14 protein-coding genes are annotated in these 18485 nt (G+C 74.4%); 5 read left to right on the top strand and 9 right to left on the bottom strand.

Annotation, left to right across the window (positions count from 1 at the left end; all coding sequences use genetic code 11):
- Window positions 1-35: 35 nt before the first annotated feature.
- Window positions 36-2801, top strand: coding sequence for an ATP-binding protein (locus ACGFZL_RS22695; RefSeq protein WP_393694450.1), 2766 nt, complete (start codon window positions 36-38; stop codon window positions 2799-2801).
- A gap of 25 nt (window positions 2802-2826) precedes the next feature.
- Here ACGFZL_RS22695 and nucS read toward each other — a convergent pair whose 3' ends face one another.
- Window positions 2827-3498, bottom strand: coding sequence for an endonuclease NucS (gene nucS, locus ACGFZL_RS22690; protein WP_355169860.1), 672 nt, complete (start codon window positions 3496-3498; stop codon window positions 2827-2829).
- Between the two features lie 288 nt (window positions 3499-3786).
- On the opposite strand from nucS, the gene ACGFZL_RS22685 reads away from it, so the two are divergent.
- Window positions 3787-4179, top strand: a complete 393-nt coding sequence (locus tag ACGFZL_RS22685; protein ID WP_355169862.1) for an SCO5389 family protein — start codon at window positions 3787-3789, stop codon at window positions 4177-4179.
- 74 nt (window positions 4180-4253) lie between these two features.
- On the opposite strand, the gene ACGFZL_RS22680 is transcribed toward ACGFZL_RS22685, so the two are convergent.
- A complete protein-coding gene (locus ACGFZL_RS22680; protein WP_393694191.1) occupies window positions 4254-5282 on the bottom strand; it encodes an LLM class flavin-dependent oxidoreductase in 1029 nt (342 codons plus the stop codon).
- A 203-nt stretch (window positions 5283-5485) separates the two neighbouring features.
- On the opposite strand from ACGFZL_RS22680, the gene ACGFZL_RS22675 reads away from it, so the two are divergent.
- Complete coding sequence (locus tag ACGFZL_RS22675) at window positions 5486-5815, top strand: ATP/GTP-binding protein (RefSeq protein ID WP_355169866.1); 330 nt, start codon at window positions 5486-5488, stop codon at window positions 5813-5815.
- Between the two features lie 29 nt (window positions 5816-5844).
- On the opposite strand, the gene ACGFZL_RS22670 is transcribed toward ACGFZL_RS22675, so the two are convergent.
- The 7 genes from ACGFZL_RS22670 to mce form a co-directional block, all read right to left on the bottom strand.
- Window positions 5845-6714, bottom strand: coding sequence for an ABC transporter permease (locus ACGFZL_RS22670; RefSeq protein WP_393694189.1), 870 nt, complete (start codon window positions 6712-6714; stop codon window positions 5845-5847).
- Entirely contained in the window at window positions 6711-7880 is a 1170-nt protein-coding gene (locus tag ACGFZL_RS22665; RefSeq protein WP_393694187.1) for an ABC transporter ATP-binding protein, read from the bottom strand. Before ACGFZL_RS22665 ends, ACGFZL_RS22670 begins: the two co-directional genes overlap by 4 nt.
- A 100-nt stretch (window positions 7881-7980) precedes the next feature.
- Entirely contained in the window at window positions 7981-8757 is a 777-nt protein-coding gene (locus ACGFZL_RS22660; protein WP_355169872.1) for an ABC transporter permease, read from the bottom strand.
- On the bottom strand, window positions 8754-9746 hold the full coding sequence (locus tag ACGFZL_RS22655) for an ABC transporter ATP-binding protein (RefSeq protein ID WP_393694185.1): 993 nt from the start codon (window positions 9744-9746) through the stop codon (window positions 8754-8756). Before ACGFZL_RS22655 ends, ACGFZL_RS22660 begins: the two co-directional genes overlap by 4 nt.
- A gap of 86 nt (window positions 9747-9832) precedes the next feature.
- Complete coding sequence (locus tag ACGFZL_RS22650; protein ID WP_355169876.1) at window positions 9833-10768, bottom strand: cellulose-binding protein; 936 nt, start codon at window positions 10766-10768, stop codon at window positions 9833-9835.
- 186 nt (window positions 10769-10954) lie between these two features.
- Window positions 10955-15364, bottom strand: coding sequence for a polarized growth protein Scy (gene scy, locus ACGFZL_RS22645; RefSeq protein WP_393694183.1), 4410 nt, complete (start codon window positions 15362-15364; stop codon window positions 10955-10957).
- A 235-nt stretch (window positions 15365-15599) separates the two neighbouring features.
- Window positions 15600-16040, bottom strand: coding sequence for a methylmalonyl-CoA epimerase (gene mce, locus ACGFZL_RS22640; RefSeq protein WP_355169880.1), 441 nt, complete (start codon window positions 16038-16040; stop codon window positions 15600-15602).
- A gap of 162 nt (window positions 16041-16202) precedes the next feature.
- Between mce and ACGFZL_RS22635 the strand changes: the two genes are divergently transcribed.
- Window positions 16203-17426, top strand: a complete 1224-nt coding sequence (locus tag ACGFZL_RS22635; protein WP_393694180.1) for an acetyl-CoA C-acetyltransferase — start codon at window positions 16203-16205, stop codon at window positions 17424-17426.
- 51 nt (window positions 17427-17477) lie between these two features.
- Window positions 17478-18434 (top strand): methylmalonyl Co-A mutase-associated GTPase MeaB, encoded by a 957-nt coding sequence (meaB, locus tag ACGFZL_RS22630; RefSeq protein WP_393694178.1) that lies wholly within the window; start codon window positions 17478-17480, stop codon window positions 18432-18434.
- Window positions 18435-18485 lie beyond the last annotated feature (51 nt).

Below are 18485 nucleotides of genomic sequence, written 5' to 3'. Positions count from 1 at the left end.
CCGGCACGGACGACGCTTTTGGGGGCTTGAGCCAGATGGACCCGACGAACCGGGGAGCCGAGGAGTACGGCCCGGACGGCGAAGGCCACGCGCCGCGCCCGCGTCCGGCCCGGGACCCGCTCACACCCGACTTCGGCCACCCCGCCGCCCCCGCCCGCACCGCCCGGCTGGTCTCCGGCGAGTTCCTGCTCACCGTCAACCCCGTCGACGGCAGCGAGATAGAGGCGTGCCCGCCCGCCGACCGGCCCTCCGCGCCCCGCAGGCGCGACGCGCAGGGGCGCGCGGAGGCCGACCGCGCCGCCCGGCCGCCCGTGCCGCCGGGGCCGGCCGCCCCGGAGCTGCCGCTGCTGGCCCGCCGGGACGAGCGCGAGCGCCTGGTGCGGCTCCTCGCCCGCGGTCGCTCGGTCCGCCTGACCGGCCCGGCGGGGTCCGGCCGCACCAGCCTCCTCGACGTGGTCGCCGAGGACTGCGCCGACCTCGCGCCCGACGGCGTGGTCCGGCTCAGCGGCCTGCGCCGCACCGCCGACGACCTGCTGCACGACCTCTTCCACGCCGTCCACGACGCGCCCCGGCACCGCCCGTCCCGCGAGACACTGCTCGGCGCGGTGCGCGAGGTCGGCGCGGTCGTCGTCCTGGACGACCTGGAGTTCGGCGGCACCGCCCTGGACGACCTGCTCGACGCCACCCCCGAGTGCGCCTTCCTCCTCGCCGCCACCCCGGACGTCCCCGCGCCGTCGGCCGACTCCGCCGTGGAGGAGGTCTTCCTCACCGGCCTGGACCGCGCGGACGGCGTGCGGCTCCTGGAGCGGGCCGCCGGGCGGACGCTCACCGAGGAGGAGGCCAACTGGGCGGGCGACCTCTGGTTCGAGTCCGAGGGCCTGCCGCTGCGCTTCGTCCAGGCCGGCGCCCTGCTGCGCCGCCGCGACCGGCTGCGCGCCGACGCCGACGCCGTGGACGAGTACGGCGTCTTCGCCGGGCCCAGGACCGCCGACGAGGGACCGCAGGACCAGGTGCCCCACGAGGCCGCGGAGGGCGACGACGTCCCGCTGCCCTCCCTCGGCGAGGCCGCCGCGCCCGCGCCGCTGCTCGCCGCCCGGCTGAGCGGCGCCGCCCGCACCACCCTGGAGTTCGCCGTCGCCCTCGGCGGCGAGGTGCCCCACCAGGCCCACCTGCCGGCCCTGGTCGGCGACACCCACGCCGACGCGGCGCTGGGCGAGCTGGCCGGGTGCGGGCTCATCTCGCCGGCCGGCGCGCACCACCGGCTGGCCGCCGGGGTCCTCGCCCAGCTGGCGGACGCCGGGTACGCCGACGACAGCGGGGAGCGGCTGCGCACCGCCGCCCGGCACTACGCCTGGTGGGCCGGGCACCCCTCGGTCACCCCGGAGCGCGTCTCGGCCGAGGCCGACGCCGTGCTCGCCGCCCTCACCGCGCTGGCCCCGGCCGCCGCCCCGCCCGCCGACGGCGAGGCCGACCCCGCGGTGCTGCTCGCCCGCACCGCCGCGCCCGCCTTCGCGGCCGGGCCGCAGTGGGGCGCGTGGGAGCGGGCGCTGCGCTCGGGCACCCAGGCCGCCAGGCTCGCCGGTGACGTCGCCGAACAGGCGTACTTCCACCACGAACTGGGCGTCCTCGCGCTGTGCGAGGGACACCTCGACCGGGCCCGCGCCGAGCTGGAGGCGTCCATCGGGCTGCGCGGCGCGCTCTCCGACAAGCGCGGCGCCGTCGCCGGGCGCCGGGCCCTCGCCCTGGTCGCCGACCGGGCGGGGGACACGCCGGGGCTCACCGCGAGCGCCGGGCCGCTGGGCATCGCGGGGGCCGCCCTGGCGCTCGGCGGGGGAGCGGCGGAGGAGACGCCCGATTCCTGGCCGGACACCCGGGCCGCGACAAGCGCGACAAGCGCGGAGGCCGGGACAAGGGCGGACGCGGGGGTCGAGGGCCGGCCGGACGCCGGTACCGGGGCCTGGCCGTACATCCTGCCCGGCGACGCCCGCCCCGGGGCCGGGGCCGGGTCGGGGTCCGACGCCCTCGCCGACGGGCCGGCGACGCCCGTCGGGGGCATACCGGTGCCCTTCCCGCCGCTCCAGCCCTCCCCGCACTCCCCGACCCTGGTCACCCGCCGGGACGACACGAACGCGGGCCCGCACCGCAAGACCGGCGGCGTGCGCGGCTTCGCCCGGCGCAACCTGGTGGCCGCCGGGGCCGGCGCGCTCCTGGTCGCCGTGCTCGGCACGGTGGTGACGCTGGGCGCCACGTCGGAGAACGGCGCCGGGGACCCGGCCGACCACGTCGGCGGCAACCCGTCGTCCAGTCAGGGCGTCGACGACGGCGGCCTCGACGCCGGCCCGCCGACCGACGACGCCAACGCCGACCCGGCCGCCGACACGCCGACCGTCCGGCCCACCGATCCCGGCCCGGACGGCACCCTCGGCACCGCCGACGACCCGACGCCCACCGCGCCGACCCGGCCCTCGGGCGGCCCGAGCGCCACCGGCGACCCCGGCGACGACCCGGAGGAGCCCGGCGACACCGGCGCCCCGACGCGGCCCGGCACGCCGTCGAGCCCCGGCAGGCCGACGACGCCCACCAAGTCGCCGAAGCCGACCAAGCCGACGACGCCCCCGACGACGCCGAGCAAGCCGCCGACCCAGACGCCCAGCTCCCCGTCGCCCACGCCCAGCGAGACCGAGCCCGCCCCGCCCGCCCCGCCGCCCGCGGAGCCGCAGACGTCCGGCACGGCGAGCCGGCCGATGGCCTCCACGCCGGCCGACAGCGCGGCGCCCTCAGAGACCGGCCAGGTCGCCTGAGGGCGCGGGGGCACCACGTAGGGGTCTAGAACAGCCGCAGCTTGTCGTCCTCGATGCCGCGCATCGCGTTGTAGTCGAGGACCTGGCAGCCGATGCCCCGGTCCGTGGCGAGCACGCGGGCCTGCGGCTTGATCTCCTGCGCCGCGAACACCCCGCGCACCGGCGCCAGATGGGGGTCGCGGTTCAGCAGCTCCAGGTAGCGGGTGAGCTGTTCCACGCCGTCGATCTCGCCGCGCCGCTTGATCTCGACGGCGACGGTGCCGCCGGCCGCGTCCCGGCACAGGATGTCGACCGGGCCGATCGCGGTCGGGTACTCGCGCCGGATCAGGGTGTAGCCGTCGCCGAGTGTCTCGATCCGATCGGCGAGCAGCTCCTGAAGGTGTGCTTCCACGCCGTCCTTGATCAGGCCGGGATCCACGCCCAGTTCGTGCGAGGAGTCGTGCAGGATCTCCTCCATCGTGATGATGAGCTTCTCGCCCGCCTTGTTGACGACGGTCCAGACGCCCTCCTCCTCGCCCGCGCCCTCCTTCAGGGTGCAGGGCGGCGACATCCAGTTGAGGGGCTTGTAGGCCCGGTCGTCGGCATGGATCGAGACGCTGCCGTCCGCCTTGACCAGGATCAGCCGGGGCGCCGAGGGCAGATGGGCGGTGAGCCGTCCGGCGTAGTCGACGGAGCAGCGGGCGATGACGAGACGCATGGTCGGCAACGCTACTCGACGCGCCGGGCCCCGCGCGATCCGCCTCCGGCCCGCCACCGCCCGGCCCGGCGGGCCGCCCCACTTCTCCCATTGGCCCCGTGTTGCGCAGTGGCCGATTGTGCGCCGGTCGGAAGCAGCCCATCTCGGCAATGTCCTGGTGGGTTCACGTTCGGTTGCTTACGGTAGTGAACGGGAGGTCGCGGTCTGTGTACGCAGCGTGTTCGATGCCGCCAACTCCCTCCTACTGTCCGGCAACCCCTGCCCGTCGGGGGTGCGAGAGGAGAACCCATGTCGCTCGACGTCTCACCGGCCCTACTCGAAGCGGCCGAGCGAGGCGAGGTCGACGAAGCGGAATTCGTCGACTGCGTCCGGACCTCCCTGCCCTACGCGTGGGAGATGATCAGCTCCCTGGTGGCCCAGCTGAAGGTGGACGGCGGCGCGTTCGCCGACAACCAGACGCCCCCGCCGGACGAGCGGGCGAGGGGCCAACTGCTGCGCGCGCTCGCCAGCGACGCGATACGCGGCGCGCTGCAACGGCACTTCGGGGTGCGGCTGGCCTTCCAGAACTGCCACCGGGTGGCGGTCTTCCCGCTCGACCCGTCCGTCGACGAGAAGCTCACCCGCTTCACCTCGGTGCGCAGCCAAGTCCTCAACCAGTCGCCGGAGTTCCGGGACTGCTGAGCAGACGCCGTCCGCCTGCCGCTCCGCGTGGGGGAGGTGCTGCGCGACCGGGGCGGCGGGCCCGGCGGCGGGCGTCAGGGCAACCGGGGGAGCACCTCGGCGCCGAGCCGCCGTACGTTCTCCTCGGTCGCCGCGAGGTCGCCCGAGCCCTCGGTGAGCAGGGCGAAGCGGGTGATGCCGGTGCGCTCGGCGGTCGCCGCGAGCCGGTCGGCGCAGAGCGCGGGCGGGCCCACCGGGTGCAGTCCGCAGAGCAGTTCGGTGTACGCCACCGGGTCGCGCATCCGCCGGGCCCGGCCGTCCACCGTGACGTGGGCGCCCAGGCCCTGCCGCAGCCAGCCGGGCATCGCCTTCACCAGCGTCTCCACCGCGTCGGTGCGCCGGTCCGCGAGCTGGCAGACGCCGGCCGAGACATGCGCGGCGCCCGCGATCTCGTCCGCCGGGCGGCCCGCCTCGCGGGCGTGGCGCCGCCACAGGGCGACCATCTCGGCCTTCTCCGCGTCCCCGATGTGCATCCCGAGCAGCATCGGCAGCCCCCGCTCGGCGGCCAGCCGCACGCTGCCCGGCGAGGTGCAGGCCACGACCACCTCGGGCCCCGACTCCTCCGACAGCGACTCCGACGGACGGGGCACCACCGGCACCTCGCGGAACCGGAACCGCTCGCCGGCCGCGCCCACCGACGGCTCGCTCAGCCAGCGGAGGAGCAGGTCGAGGGATTCCGGGAACCCCTCCTCGTACGCCGCGAGGCCCGCCCCGAAGACCTCCAGGTCGACCCACGGCCCGCCCCGGCCCACGCCCAGCGAGAACCGGCCGCCGCTCGCCACGTGCAGCAGCGCGGCCTGCTCGCCGAGCGCCACCGGATGCACGGTGGGCAGCACGCTGACCGCGGTGCCGACCCGGATCCGCCGGGTGCGGCCGAGCAGCAGCGCGGCCAGGGTCACCGCCGACGGAACTGTGCCGTACGGCACGAAGTGGTGCTCGCCCAGCCAGACCGCGTCCAGGCCGGCCGCCTCGGCGACCTCGGCCGAGCGGACGGCGCGGTGCAGCGCCTCCCCCTGGCCCTGGCCCGGGAACTGGGCACCCAGTACGAAACTTCCGACACGCATGGCTCTTACCCGCTTCCTCGGCTCCGACAGGGAGCTCCCCCGCAGGGCATAACCGCTCGACACGTGCCGAGGACACGGCCGTTCGGGGAGTTTTGCGGATTGTCTGCAGAATCGGCCACGCGGCCCCTGGACGTGCGGATACCCGGAGGCGTGCCGCGTAGGCTGGAGTCGGCCCGTCTCCGTTCCGCCCCGTGAGGTGTCCCGTGTCCCCGCGTCGCAACCGACCCAAGGCGGCCGGCCCGGCCGGCCCGAGCGCCGAGGACGACGGCGGCCGGTACGGCGGCTGGCAGAGCTCGGAGCAGTGGCAGGGCGAGGACTGGTGCGTGCGGCACGTGGCCGGCTCCAGCGCCCGCGGCAAGGCGTACCGCTGCCCGGGGTGCGACCAGCTCATCCCGGACGGCGTCCCGCACGTGGTGGCCTGGCCCGACCACGCGGGCGTCGACGACCGGCGGCACTGGCACAAGGCGTGCTGGAACGCCAAGGACCGCCGCACCACGCCGGTGCGGCGGTCCCGGAACGCGCCGAGGTTCTGAGCGCGACCCCTTGAGGAGCGACCCCTCGATCAGATGTCCCGCTTCTCCAGCAGCGCGAAGGCGCCGCCGAATACGACGGCCGTGACGCCGAGGATGATCCACAGCGGCTGCCAGCCCGTCGGTCCCGTCTCGCTCAGCGAGCTGGAGTAGAAGACGCCCAGCTGGTTCGGGATGGAGTACTCGAACAGGGCCTCGCGCACGTCCTGGAGGGACTCCGAGAACATGAACAGGGCGATCACCAGCGGCGCGAGCACCGCCCCGATCATCAGGGTGATGGCGCCCGCCGAGTGCCGGACGACCGAGCCGATCGCGAGCGAGAGCAGGCCGAGCAGCGCGACGTAGAGGGAGACGCCGACCGTGCCCTTCAGCCAGTCGCCGCCGCTGGGCGAGCCAGCGCCGTTGCCCTCCAGCATGGCCGCGTGCAGGAGGCCGACGAGGGTGGTGGAGACCAGCGTCACGACGAAGGCGACCAGGAAGAACACGATGCCCTTGGCGGCCAGCACCCGGCCGCGGCTCGGGCAGGCGGTCATCGTGGTGCGCACCATGCCGGTGCCGTACTCCGAGGCCGTGGTGAGCACGCCGAGCGTCATCAGGCACATGCTGCCGAGCAGCAGCCCGAAGAAGCCCATGGTGAGCGGGTTCTCGCCGTCCAGGTCCGAGGAGGAGTTGGACACGATGAGACCGGTCAGCAGCCCGATGCCGAGGACCAGCGCCACGAACACGCCGAGCGTCCACATCGTGGAGCGCACCGACTTGATCTTCGTCCACTCCGAGGCCAGCGCGTGCCCGAGGTGGGCCGGCGTCACCGGGATCGGCGAGGTGTAGGTGGGGTACGCCGGACCGGGCGCCTGCTGCCAGTCGGGCGCGGCCTGCGGCATCGGGGGCTGGGGCGTGCTCATCGGGCGTCCTCGGGCTGGGTCGGGGCGGTGACGGGCGCGGCGGCGGGGGCGGCCGGTGCGGCGGCGGGCTGCGCGGGAGCCGCCGCGGGCTGCGCGTAGGGGTTGGCCGGGGCCGGGGCGCCGTACGGGCCCGGGGCGCCCTGCTGGGGCGGCGGCGGGGCGTACCAGCCGGGCTGGCCCTGCCCGGGCATCGGCGCCGGCGGCTGCGCGCCGGGCGGCAGCGGCTGCTGGAGACCGGCCTTCTGGTCGATGGTCGACCGGTAGTCCACCGCGCCCTGCGTCATCCGCATGTACGCCTCCTCCAGCGAGGCCCGATGCGGGGACAGCTCCCACAGCCGCACGTCGGCCTCGTGCGCCACGTCGCTGATCCGGGGCAGCGGCAGGCCGGTCACGCGCAGCGCGCCGTCCTGCTCGGGCAGCACGTGCCCGCCGGCCTCGGTCAGCGCCGAGGTCAGCTTCTCGCGCGGCTCCGGGTCGCCGTCCGGGGTGCGCACGCGCGCGAAGTCGGCCGAGTTGGCCGTGATGAAGTCGGTGACGCTCATGTCGGCGAGCAGCTGGCCGCGTCCGATGACGATCAGGTGGTCGGCGGTGAGCGCCATCTCGCTCATCAGGTGCGAGGAGACGAAGACCGTGCGGCCCTCGGCGGCCAGCGCCTTCATCAGGTTGCGCACCCAGAGGATGCCCTCCGGGTCGAGGCCGTTGACCGGCTCGTCGAAGAGCAGCACCTGCGGGTCGCCGAGCAGCGCGGCGGCGATGCCCAGCCGCTGGCCCATGCCGAGCGAGAAGCCCTTGGAGCGGCGCCGGGCCACGTCCTGCAGGCCGACCACGCCGAGCACCTCGTCCACCCGGCGGGCCGGGATGCCGGACAGCTGGGCGAGGCTCAGCAGGTGGTTGCGGGCGGACCGGCCGCCGTGCACCGCCTTGGCGTCGAGGAGCGCGCCGACGTGCCGGGGCGCGTTGGGCAGCCTGCGGTACGGGTGACCGCCGATCGTCACGTGCCCGGCGGTGGGGTTGTCCAGGCCGAGGATCATGCGCATCGTCGTCGACTTCCCGGAGCCGTTGGGCCCCAGGAAGCCGGTGACGGCGCCGGGCCGCACCTGGAAGGACAGGTTGTACACAGCGGTCTTGTCGCCGTAGCGCTTGGTCAGGCCGACTGCCTCGATCATGCTCCGCACCCATCGAAAGGTTCAGGACAGCGGGGCACACGCCCCCCGTAAGGGTTAGGAGGATATCCAGGCGTTGACGGTTCCGCCCAAGTGTTCCGGCTCAGGCGTCCCGGCGCTTGAGCACCAGGTAGCCGCCGACGAGCGCGGCGATCACCCACAGCGCCATGATGCCGAGGCCGCCCCAGGGGCCGTACGGGGTGTCGTCGTCGAACGGCGTGACCACCTGCATGATCTTGCTGCCGGCCTGGTCGGGGAGGTACTGGCCGACCTTCTTGGTGGCCGAGACGTTCCCCAGGATGTTGGAGATCAGGAAGAAGAACGGCATCAGGATCGCCAGCGACAGCATCGGCGAGCGCAGCATCGAGGCCACGCCCATCGAGAACAGCGCGATCAGGGTCATGTACAGCCCGGCGCCGAGCACCGCGCGCAGCACCCCCGGGTCGCCGATGGACGCCTTCAGGTCGCCGAGCATCAGCTGGCCGAGGAAGAAGGTGAGGAAGCTGGTCACCATCGCGACGAGCAGCGCGAGCCCCGCGGCCACCGCGATCTTGCTGAACAGGAAGGTGCCGCGCTTCGGCACCGCCGCCAGCGAGGTGCGGATCATGCCGGAGCTGTACTCGTTCGTCACCACCAGGACGCCGAACACGATCATCGCCAGCTGGCCGAGGCCGGTGCCGGCGAAGCTGATGAAGGTCGGGTCGAAGGTGAGCTGGTCCTGCCGGCTCATGTCGTCGAACTGGCTCTTCGACAGCGCCGAGATCAGTATGCCGAGCGCGACCGTGACGACCACGGCGAGGGCCAGCGTCCACACCGTGGACGCCACCGACCGGATCTTGGTCCACTCGGACCGGACGACCTGGTTCACGGCCGTGCTCATCGCTGCCTCCACTCGCTGCCCCACTGCTGCTGTCCGCCCGCTTCGGGCTGCTGCTGCCCCGGCACGGCGTCGGCGCGCGGCTGTCCGTCGTGCGCGTGGTACTCCACCGACTCGGCGGTCAGCTGCATGAACGCCTCCTCCAGGGAGGCCCGCTGCGGGGACAGCTCGTGCAGCACGATGCCCTGCCGCGCGGCCAGCTCGCCGATCGCCTCGGCCTGCTCACCGTCCACCTCCAGGACCTCGGCGTCCGGACCGGTCACCGGGATGCCGGCCTCCTTCAGCGCGTCGCGCAGCTGCTCGCGCTGCGGGGAGCGCACCCGCACGTAGGAGCGGGAGTTCTCGGCGATGAAGTCGGCCATCGAGGTGTCCGCCATCAGCCGGCCCTGGCCGATCACCACCAGGTGGTCCGCCGTCAGCGCCATCTCGCTCATCAGGTGCGAGGAGACGAAGACGGTGCGGCCCTGCGAGGCCAGCGTCTTCATCAGATTGCGGATCCAGTGGATGCCCTCGGGGTCGAGGCCGTTGACCGGCTCGTCGAACATCAGGATCCGCGGGTCACCGAGGAGCGCCCCGGCGATGCCGAGGCGCTGGCCCATGCCGAGGGAGAACCCCTTCGCCATCTTCTTCGCCACCGACGTCAGGCCCACCGTGTCCAGGACCTCGTGCACCCGCTTCGCGGGGATGCCGTTCGCCTGCGCCAGGCACAGCAGGTGGTTGTAGGCGCTGCGCCCTCCGTGCACGGCCTTCGCGTCAAGGAGGGCGCCGATGTACGTCAGCGGGTCCTTGAGCTGGTCGTAGTGCTTGCCGTCGATCCGCACGTCGCCGGAGGTCGGCCGGTCGAGGCCGAGCACCATGCGCATGGTCGTCGACTTGCCCGCGCCGTTGGGACCGAGGAAGCCCGTGATGATCCCCGGTCTCACGGTGAAGGTCAGGTCGTTGACCGCCGTCTTGTCGCCGTACCGCTTGGTCAGCCCCTCCAGCTCGATCATGCCCCACACGTTAGAGCGTGCCGAAGCCCTCTGCCACCCAATGGCAGAGGGCTTCGCGATCTCGTGCTACGACGTGGAGCCCGCGGTCACCGGGACTGCTGGGCCGGGACGCCGCGGGAGACCTGCTCGTCCTCGGCAGGCGCGCCGGCGGCGGCCACCGCGGCGCCGGTCAGGGTCGCCAGCATCTCGCGCACGTTGGTGAGCTGCGCGTTGATGGAGTCGCGGCGGTTGGTCAGGGCGGCCAGCTCGCGCTCGGACTCCGAACGGATGCGGTCGGCCTTGGCGTTGGCGTCGGCCACGATGTCCTCGGCCTGGCGCTGCGCCGTCTCCACGGTCTGGCGGGCGCGGCGCTCGGCGTCGGTGCGCAGCTTCTCCGCCTCCAGGCGGAGCTGCTCGGCGCGGTGCTCGATCTCCGCCAAGCGCTTCTCGGCCTTCTGCTGACGCGAGGCCAGGTCGCGCTCGGACTGCTCGCGGCGCTTGGCCAGGTTGGTCTCGAAGTCGGCGGCGGCCTGCGCGGCCTTGGCGCGGGTCTCCTCGAAGAGGGCGTCGGCCTCCTCGCGCTTGGACTGCGCGTCCTTCTGCGCCTCGGAGCGCAGCTGGGAGGCGTCGGACTTGGCCTTCTCGACGATCCGGACGCCCTCGTCCTCGGACTTGGCCTTGCGGTCGGAGGCGTACGCCTCCGCGTCGTTGCGCACCTGCTGGGCGGCCGACTCGGCCAGCTCGCGGTGCTGCTCGGACGCGCGCCGGGCCTCCTCGCGCAGGTCCTTCGCCTCTTCCTCGGCGAGGCGCAGGATCTTCTCGACGCGGGCGCCGAGGCCGGCGTACGACGGCTCCGCGTCGTTCACCTGGGCCTGGGCGTTCTGCGTCTCGAGGTGGAGTTCCTCGATGCGCTTCTCCAGAGCGGTGATGCGGGTCAGAGCGCTGTCACGGTCGGAGACGAGCTTGGAGATCCGTTCGTCCACCTGAGCGCGGTCGTACCCACGCCGCACAAGCTCGAAGCCGTAGGGGGAAGTGTCGCTCATGGGGTTCCTGTCGAAGAGACCGGTCGGTGAGGTGATAGAGGGAATCCTAGGCGCCGATGCGGTGTGTCATCGAGCGGATGCGCGTTTGATCTGGAGAATGACACCCCTTTCGGGTGGCTGACTCCCGTCCGGCTTGCCAAAGATCCGGCCAAAGACCTCATCAAGGCACCGAACGGGCCTCCTACGCTACCCCTCTGACGGTTTGCCACCCGAACGTGGGGCCCCCACCGTCGCCCCGGCCTTCACGCCGGTGTCCTTGCCGCCGGCGCCCGGCGTCTCGAAGGACTCCAGCGCCTCCAGGACGTCCTGGACCCGGCCGATCTCGGCGTTGATGTCCTCGCGGCGGCGCACCAGGGTCTCCAGCTCGCGCTTGCCCTCCTCGACCGTGCGGCGCGCCTCGCGGACCGCCTCGGCCTTCAGCTCCTCGGCCTCCCGGACGAGGCTGGCCTTCTTCTGCTCGGCCTCCTTGAGCAGGCCCTCGGCCTTCTTCACCGCGGCGATGCGCACCTTGCCGGCCTCGGAGTTGGCGTCCGACACCAGCTCCTTCGCCTTCGCCTCGGCCTTGGCGAGCTGCTCCTCGGCCGCCTTGATCAGCGCGTCGCAGCGGTCGCCGGCCGACTTCATGGTCTCGGCGGCCTCGCGGCGGGCCCGCTCGTGCAGCTCCTCGATCTCCGAGGTGAGGCGCTCGCGCAGCTCCTCCGCCCGCTCCCTTATGGCGGTGGCGTCCCGGCGCGCGCCGACCAGCAGCTCGTCGGCGTCCGTGCGGGCCTTCTCCACCCGGCCGTTGCCCTCCACCGTCGCCTCGCCCACCACGCGGTCGGCCTCGGTGCGGGCCGCGCCGACCATGGTGTCGGCCTGCGCCTCGGCGTCCGCGGTGGTCTGCTGGGCCTGCTGGCGGGCCTCGGCGAGCAGCTTGTCGGCCTCCGCCGTGGTCTCGGTGATGAGCGTGTCGACCTGCTCGGCCGCCTCCGAGCGCCGCTTGTTGGCGTCCTGGCGGGCCTCGTCCAGGGTCCGGTCGGCCTCCTCGCGGGCCGCCGCGGTGACCCGCTCGGCCTCCGCCGCCGCCTCCGCGCGCACCCGCTCCGCCTCGGTGCGGGTCCGCTCCGCGTGCTGCTGGGCGGAGCCGACCGTCTCGGCGGCCTCGGCGCGCAGCCGCTCCGCGTCGCCCGCCGCGTCCGACAGCAGCCGGTCGGCGCGGGCGGTCGCCTCCGCGCGCACCCGCTCCGCCTCGGCGGTGGTCTCCTCGCGCAGCCGCTCGGCCTCCGCCACCGCCTCGCCGCGCACCCGCTCGGCCTCGTTCGCCGTCTCGGTGCGCAGGTTCTCCGCCGCGGCGGTGGTCTCGGTGCGGATCCGCTCGGTCTCCGCGGCCGTCTCGGTGGTGAGCCGCTCCGCCTCGGAGCGGGCCTCGGTGATCAGGGTGTCCGCCTGCGTCGCCGCGTCGGAGCGGATGCGGTTGGCGTCCTCGCGGGCGTCCGCCCGGGTGCGCGCCGCGCTCTGCTCGGCCTCGGCGATGGCGTCGGACGCCTCGGTGCGCACCCGCTGGGCGTGCTCGGCGACGTCCGCCCGAAGCCGCTCCGCCTCGGCGGCGGCCTCGGCGACGGTGCGCTCGGCGAGCGCCTTGGCGGCCTCGGTCTCCTCGTACGTCTCGACCTGGAGGCGCTGGGCCTGCTCGGCGGCCTCGGAGCGGACGCGGTCGGCTTCGGTGCCGGCCTCGGTGAGGGCGTGCTCGGCCCGGGCCTTGAGGGCGTCGGTCTGCTCGCGCGTCTCGTGCTGGACGCGCTGGGCGTGTTCGGCGGCCTCGGTGCGGATGCGCTCGGCTTCGGTGCCGGCCTCGGTGAGGGCGTGCTCGGCCCGGGCCTTGAGGGCGTCGGTCTGCTCGCGCGTCTCGTGCTGGACGCGCTGGGCGTGCTCGGCGGCCTCGGTGCGCAGCCGCTCCGCCTCGGCGCCGGCGTCGGTGAGGGTGCGCTCGGCTTCTGCGGCGGCCTCGGTGAGGGTGCGCTCGGCCTCGGTGCCGGCCTCGGCGAGGGCGCGCTGGGCCTCGGCCTTCGCGGCCTCCGTCTCCTCGCGGGCCTCGTGGCGCAGCCGGCCCGCGTCCTCGCTCGCCCGCTCGCGCTCGGCGTAGGCGTCGGTGCGGACCCGGTCCGCCTCCTCCTCGGCCTCGCGGCGGGTGCGCTCGGCCGCGTGCTCGGCGGCGCTGCGCAGCCCGGTGATCTCCTCCTGCGCCTGCTCGTGCAGCCCGGCGACCGACTCGCGCACCTGCGTCGCGTGCTGCTCGGCGGCGGCCACCAGCTCGCCGGCGCGCCGGTCGGCCTCCTCGACCAGGCGGACCGCCTCGGCCTGCGCCTCCTCGACGCGGGTGCGGGCGGCGGCGAGCAGCTCCTCGCTCTGCTCCCGGGCCCGCTCGCGCTCCTGCCCCGCCTCCTCGCGGGCGGCGCCGAGCAGCTCCTCGGCCTCGCGGCGGCGCCGGGCGGCCTCCTCCTGGGCGCCGGCCAGCGCCTCGGACGCCTCGCCGGCGATGCGCTCGGCGGCGGCCTGCGCCTCCGCCCGCATCCGGTCGGCGCTCTCCTGCGCCTCGGACTTCAGCCGCTCCGCCTCGCTCGCCGCCTCCGAACGCAGCCGCACGGCCGTGTTCTCGCCCTCCGCGCGGGAGGCGGAGGCGTCGGCGGCGGCCTCGGTGCGCAGCCGCTCGGCCTCGGTCTCGGCCTGCTCCTTGAGCGTACGGAGCCGCTCGGCGGCCTCGGTGCGCAGGCGCTCGGCCTCCTCGGCGGCCTCGCGGCGGATCCGCTCGCCCTCCTCGCGGGCCTCGCCGAGGGCCTCCTCGGCGGCGGCGCGGCGCTCCCCGGCCTCCTCCTGAAGCCGGGTCAGTTCGGCGGCGGCCTCCTCGCGGCGGGCCTCGACGGCGCGCTCGGACTCCTCGCGCAGCTCGCGGGCGGCCGTCTCGGCCTCCTCCTGGAGGGCCTCGACCCGCTCGGCGGCCTCGGCGCGGTGCCGCTCCGCCTCGGCGCGGGTGCGCTCCAGGGTCTCCTCGGCCTGGCGGCGCAGGGTGGTGGCCCGCTCGATGGCCTCGGTGCGCACCTTCTCGCTGTCGGCGGTGGCGCCCCGGCGCAGCTCGTCGGCGTCCACCCGGGCCTTGCCGAGCAGCTCCTCCGCGGAGTTCGCGGCCTCCTCGATCTGCGCCACGGCCTCCTTGCGGGCCTCGGCGCGGATCTTCTCGCCCTCCGCGACCGCGTCGGCGCGCAGCTGCTCGGCCTCGCCGCGCAGCCGGCGGGCCTCCTCCTGCAGCTCGACCGTCTTGGCCCGGTACTCCTTGGTGTCGTCCTTGGCCGCGCCCTTGAGCCCCTCGGAGATGTCGTGCGCCTCGGCGCGCAGCCGGTCGGCCTCGGTCTCCGCCTCGGTGCGGATCCGCTCGGCCTCCTCGGCGGCGGCCCTGGTGGTCTGCCGCGCCTCCTCGGACGCCTTGGTCAGCACCTCCTCGGCGGTCCTGGCCGCCTTGGACAGCTGGGTGGCCGACTCCTCGGCGGTGTGGGCACGGGCCTGCTCGCCGGCCTCGGCGACGATCTTCTCGGCCTCGGCGCGGGCGTCCGCGACCAGCTGCTCGGCCTCCGCGCGGGTGGTCTCGGCGTCCTTGGTGGCCTCGCCGACCAGCCGGGCGACCTGCTCCTTCGCCGTCCGGGTGCGCTGCTCGTTGACCGACTCGGCGCCCGCGAGGGCCTTCGCCGCGGCCTCCTCGGCCTCCGCGACCAGCTTCTCGGCCTCGGTCCGCGCCGAGCGCAGCGCCTCCTCGGCCTCGGTCATCCGCTGCTCGGCGGCCCGGCTCAGCTCCTGCGACTGGCGGCGCGCGGACTCGGTGTCGCTCGCGCTGGAGCTGCGCAGCCGCTCGGCGTGGTCGGTGGCCTCCTGGGCCTGCGTCGAGGCGGCCTCCAGGAGCCGCTCGGCGTCCGCGCGGGCCCGGCGCAGCAGCGCCTCGGCCTCGGCGCGGGCGCTCTCGGCGTCGGAGGTCAGCCGCCGGCGGGCCTCGCCGGTCAGCCGCTCGGCCTCCGCGCGGGCCTGGGCGAGGGCCTGCTCGGCCTCGGCGCGGGACTCGTCGAGCAGCCGGCGGGCCTGGCTCTCGGTGCGGGCGCGCAGCTGCTCCGCCCAGGACACGTTCTCGTTGACGTGCGACTCGACGGTCTGCCGCCGCTCGGCCAGCTCCTGGTCGAGCTGCTGGCGCCGGGTCACCGCCTCCTGGTGCAGCTCCGCCTGGAGGCGGGCGGCCTGCTCGGCGTGCTCCTGGAGGATGCGCTGCGTCTGCGCGCGGGCCTGGGACAGCTCCCGCTCGGCGTCGGTGCGGAGCTGGTCGGCCTGCAGCTGCGCGTTGCGCAGCAGCTGTTCGGCCTGGTACCCGAGGTCGCCGCCGTCGAAGGCGGGCCGGGACATGATGGTGCGGCGCGCCTCGTGCAGCTTGGCGCGCAGCACCTCGACCTGGTAGCCGAGGTCCTCGGCGTGCTGGAACGCCTTCTCCCGCTCGGTCCTCAGCCGCTTCATCTCGGCCTCGAACCGAGAGAGGTGGTCGACGTCAGCCGCCGGCTCTCGCTCCTGGCTCTCGTAGCCCCGCACTGCGCGGTCCCATCCGTCCCCTGGTCGCAAATCTCCGAACGGGCCCCGCCCGTGGATCCGGACGGCGCCCCCGGGGAATGGTGTCAGATCAACGGCGGAGCATGGGCTGCTGCCCCGTCGCTCGCCCCCCGAAACACCCGGACCCCGGCGGCCCTGCCGTCAGCGACGACGGGGCCGGGTCACCCCGGACTGAGCGGCGACCGCGCCCAACCCTACCGGCCCCTATGTACGAAGGTCAGTGCTCAGGTGACTCAACGGCCGCCGAAGTGACCAGTTCGGTCAGCACGCCGTGGCAGTCCTTGGGGTGCAGGAAGGTGATCCGGGACCCCATCGAGCCGATCCGGGGCTCGTCGTACAGGACCCGGACGCCCTTCTCCCGGATGTCCGCGGCGTCCTGGTCGACGTCGGCCGTGCCGAAGGCGATGTGGTGGACGCCCTCGCCGTTCTTCGCGAGCCACTTGCCGACCGCGGAGTCCTCGCGGGTGGGCTCCAGGAGCTGGAGGTAGGAGGCACCGCCGTCCGAGGTCTCGTTGATCTTCAGCATGGCCTCGCGTACGCCCTGTTCCTCGTTGACCTCGGTGTGGAACACCTCGAAGCCGTAGGTGGCACGGTAGAACTCGACGGTGGTGTCGAGGTCGTGGCAGGCGATTCCGATGTGGTCGATGCGCGTCAGCATGGACCCAGTGCAGCGCTCCCCGCGGGGTGGCGCAACGTGCGGGCGATCACACCCACCGCGAGGTGACGCGCGGCATACCGCTCAGTACATTCGAGTAAACCCTCGTTCACCACCCTCGTTCACTCCTCGGCCAGTGCGGGCCGGAAAAGGGGATCGCAGCTCATGGCTACTTCTGCACAGAAGCCCTCCGCCTCGAACGGCACGACCTCCGTCATCGTCGCGGGTGCCCGCACCCCGATGGGGCGGCTGCTCGGCTCGCTGAAGTCCTTCTCCGGGGCCGACCTCGGCGGCTTCGCGATCAAGGCGGCCCTGGACCGCGCGGGCATCGGCGGCGACCAGGTCCAGTACGTCATCATGGGCCAGGTCCTCCAGGCCGGCGCCGGCCAGATCCCGGCCCGCCAGGCCGCCGTCAAGGCCGGTATCCCGATGAGCGTCCCCGCGCTCACCATCAACAAGGTGTGCCTCTCCGGCCTCGACGCCATCGCCCTCGCCGACCAGCTGATTCGCGCCGGCGAATTCGACATCGTCGTCGCCGGCGGCCAGGAGTCGATGACCAACGCGCCGCACCTGCTGCCCAAGTCCCGCGAGGGCCACAAGTACGGCGCGATCGAGATGCTCGACGCCATGGCGCACGACGGGCTCACCGACTCCTTCGAGAACATCGCGATGGGCGCGTCCACCGAGAAGCACAACACCCGCCTCGGCATCGAGCGCGCCCCGCAGGACGAGGTGGCCGCGCTCTCCCACCAGCGGGCCGCCGCCGCGCAGAAGAACGGGGTCTTCGAGGCCGAGATCGCCCCGGTGGAGATCCCGCAGCGCAAGGGCGAGCCGGTGGTGTTCAGCCAGGACGAGGGCATCCGCGGCGACACCACCGCCGAGTCGCTCGGCAGGTTGCGCCCCGCCTTCACCAAGGACGGCACGATCACCGCGGGCTCCTCCTCGCAGATCTCCGACGGCGCGGCGGCCGTGGTCGTCATGAGCCGGGCCAGGGCCGAGGAGCTGGGCCTGGAGTGGATCGCGGAGATCGGCGCGCACGGCAACGTCGCCGGACCGGACAACTCTTTGCAGTCGCAGCCGTCCAACGCCATCCGCCACGCCCTGACGAAGGAGGGCCTGGAGGTCTCCGACCTCGACCTGATCGAGATCAACGAGGCGTTCGCCGCGGTCGCCGTGCAGTCGATGAAGGACCTCGGGGTGTCCACCGAAAAGGTGAACGTGAACGGGGGCGCGATCGCCCTCGGCCACCCGATCGGCATGTCGGGGGCCCGCCTGGTGCTGCACCTCGCCCTGGAGCTGAAGCGGCGCGGCGGCGGCACCGGCGCGGCGGCGCTGTGCGGGGGCGGCGGGCAGGGCGACGCGCTGATCGTGCGGGTCCCGCGGCGCTGACCTGAGATCCTCGGACCCCACCGGCACTGTAGGTCACTGAACGGAGCTGTGATGCAGGACGTCTCCTCGCTGGTCGCCCAGGCCAGGGAAGGCCGGCCGCGGGCCGTGGCCCGGCTGATCTCCCTGGTGGAGGGGGCGTCCGGGCAGCTCAGGGAGGTCATGCGGACGCTGGCGCCGCTGACCGGCGGGGCGTACGTCGTCGGGCTCACCGGCTCGCCGGGCGTCGGCAAGTCGACGTCCACCTCGGCGCTGGTGACGGCCTACCGCAAGCAGGGCAGGCGGGTCGGCGTCCTCGCCGTCGACCCGTCCTCCCCCTTCTCCGGCGGCGCGCTGCTCGGCGACCGGGTGCGGATGTCGGAGCACGCCTCCGACCCCGGCGTCTACATCCGCTCCATGGCCACCCGAGGTCACCTCGGCGGCCTCGCCTGGGCGGCGCCGCAGGCCATCCGGGTGCTGGACGCGGCCGGCTGCGACGTGATCCTCGTGGAGACGGTCGGCGTCGGCCAGTCCGAGGTGGAGATCGCCTCGCAGGCCGACACCTCCGTGGTCCTCCTCGCCCCCGGGATGGGCGACGGCATCCAGGCGGCGAAGGCCGGGATCCTGGAGATCGGCGACGTCTACGTGGTCAACAAGGCCGACCGGGACGGCGCCGACGCCACCGCGCGCGAGCTGAACCACATGCTCGGCCTCGGCGAGTCCCGCGGCCCCGGCGACTGGCGCCCGCCCATCGTCAAGACGGTCGCCGCGCGCGCCGAGGGGATCGACGAGGTGGTCGAGGCCCTGGAGAAGCACCGGGCCTGGATGGAGGAGCGCGGTGTCCTCGCGGAGCGCCGCCGCACCCGGGCCGCCCGCGAGGTGGAGGCCATCGCGGTCACCGCGCTGCGCGAGCGCATCGGCGACCTGCGCGGGGACCGGCGCCTCGGCGCGCTCGCGGAGCGGATCGTCGCCGGAGAGCTGGACCCGTACCGGGCGGCGGACGAGCTGGTCGAGGGGCTGACGGGGGGCTGAGTCCGGGCCGCCGCAACGGGGTGGGCCTCCGCGCGCCCCGCTGCTAGCCTC

Origin of the sequence: Streptomyces sp. NPDC048182 (assembly GCF_043202555.1) — a bacterium.
GTDB lineage: Bacteria > Actinomycetota > Actinomycetes > Streptomycetales > Streptomycetaceae > Streptomyces.
This window is presented reverse-complemented; position numbering and strand designations above follow the sequence as displayed.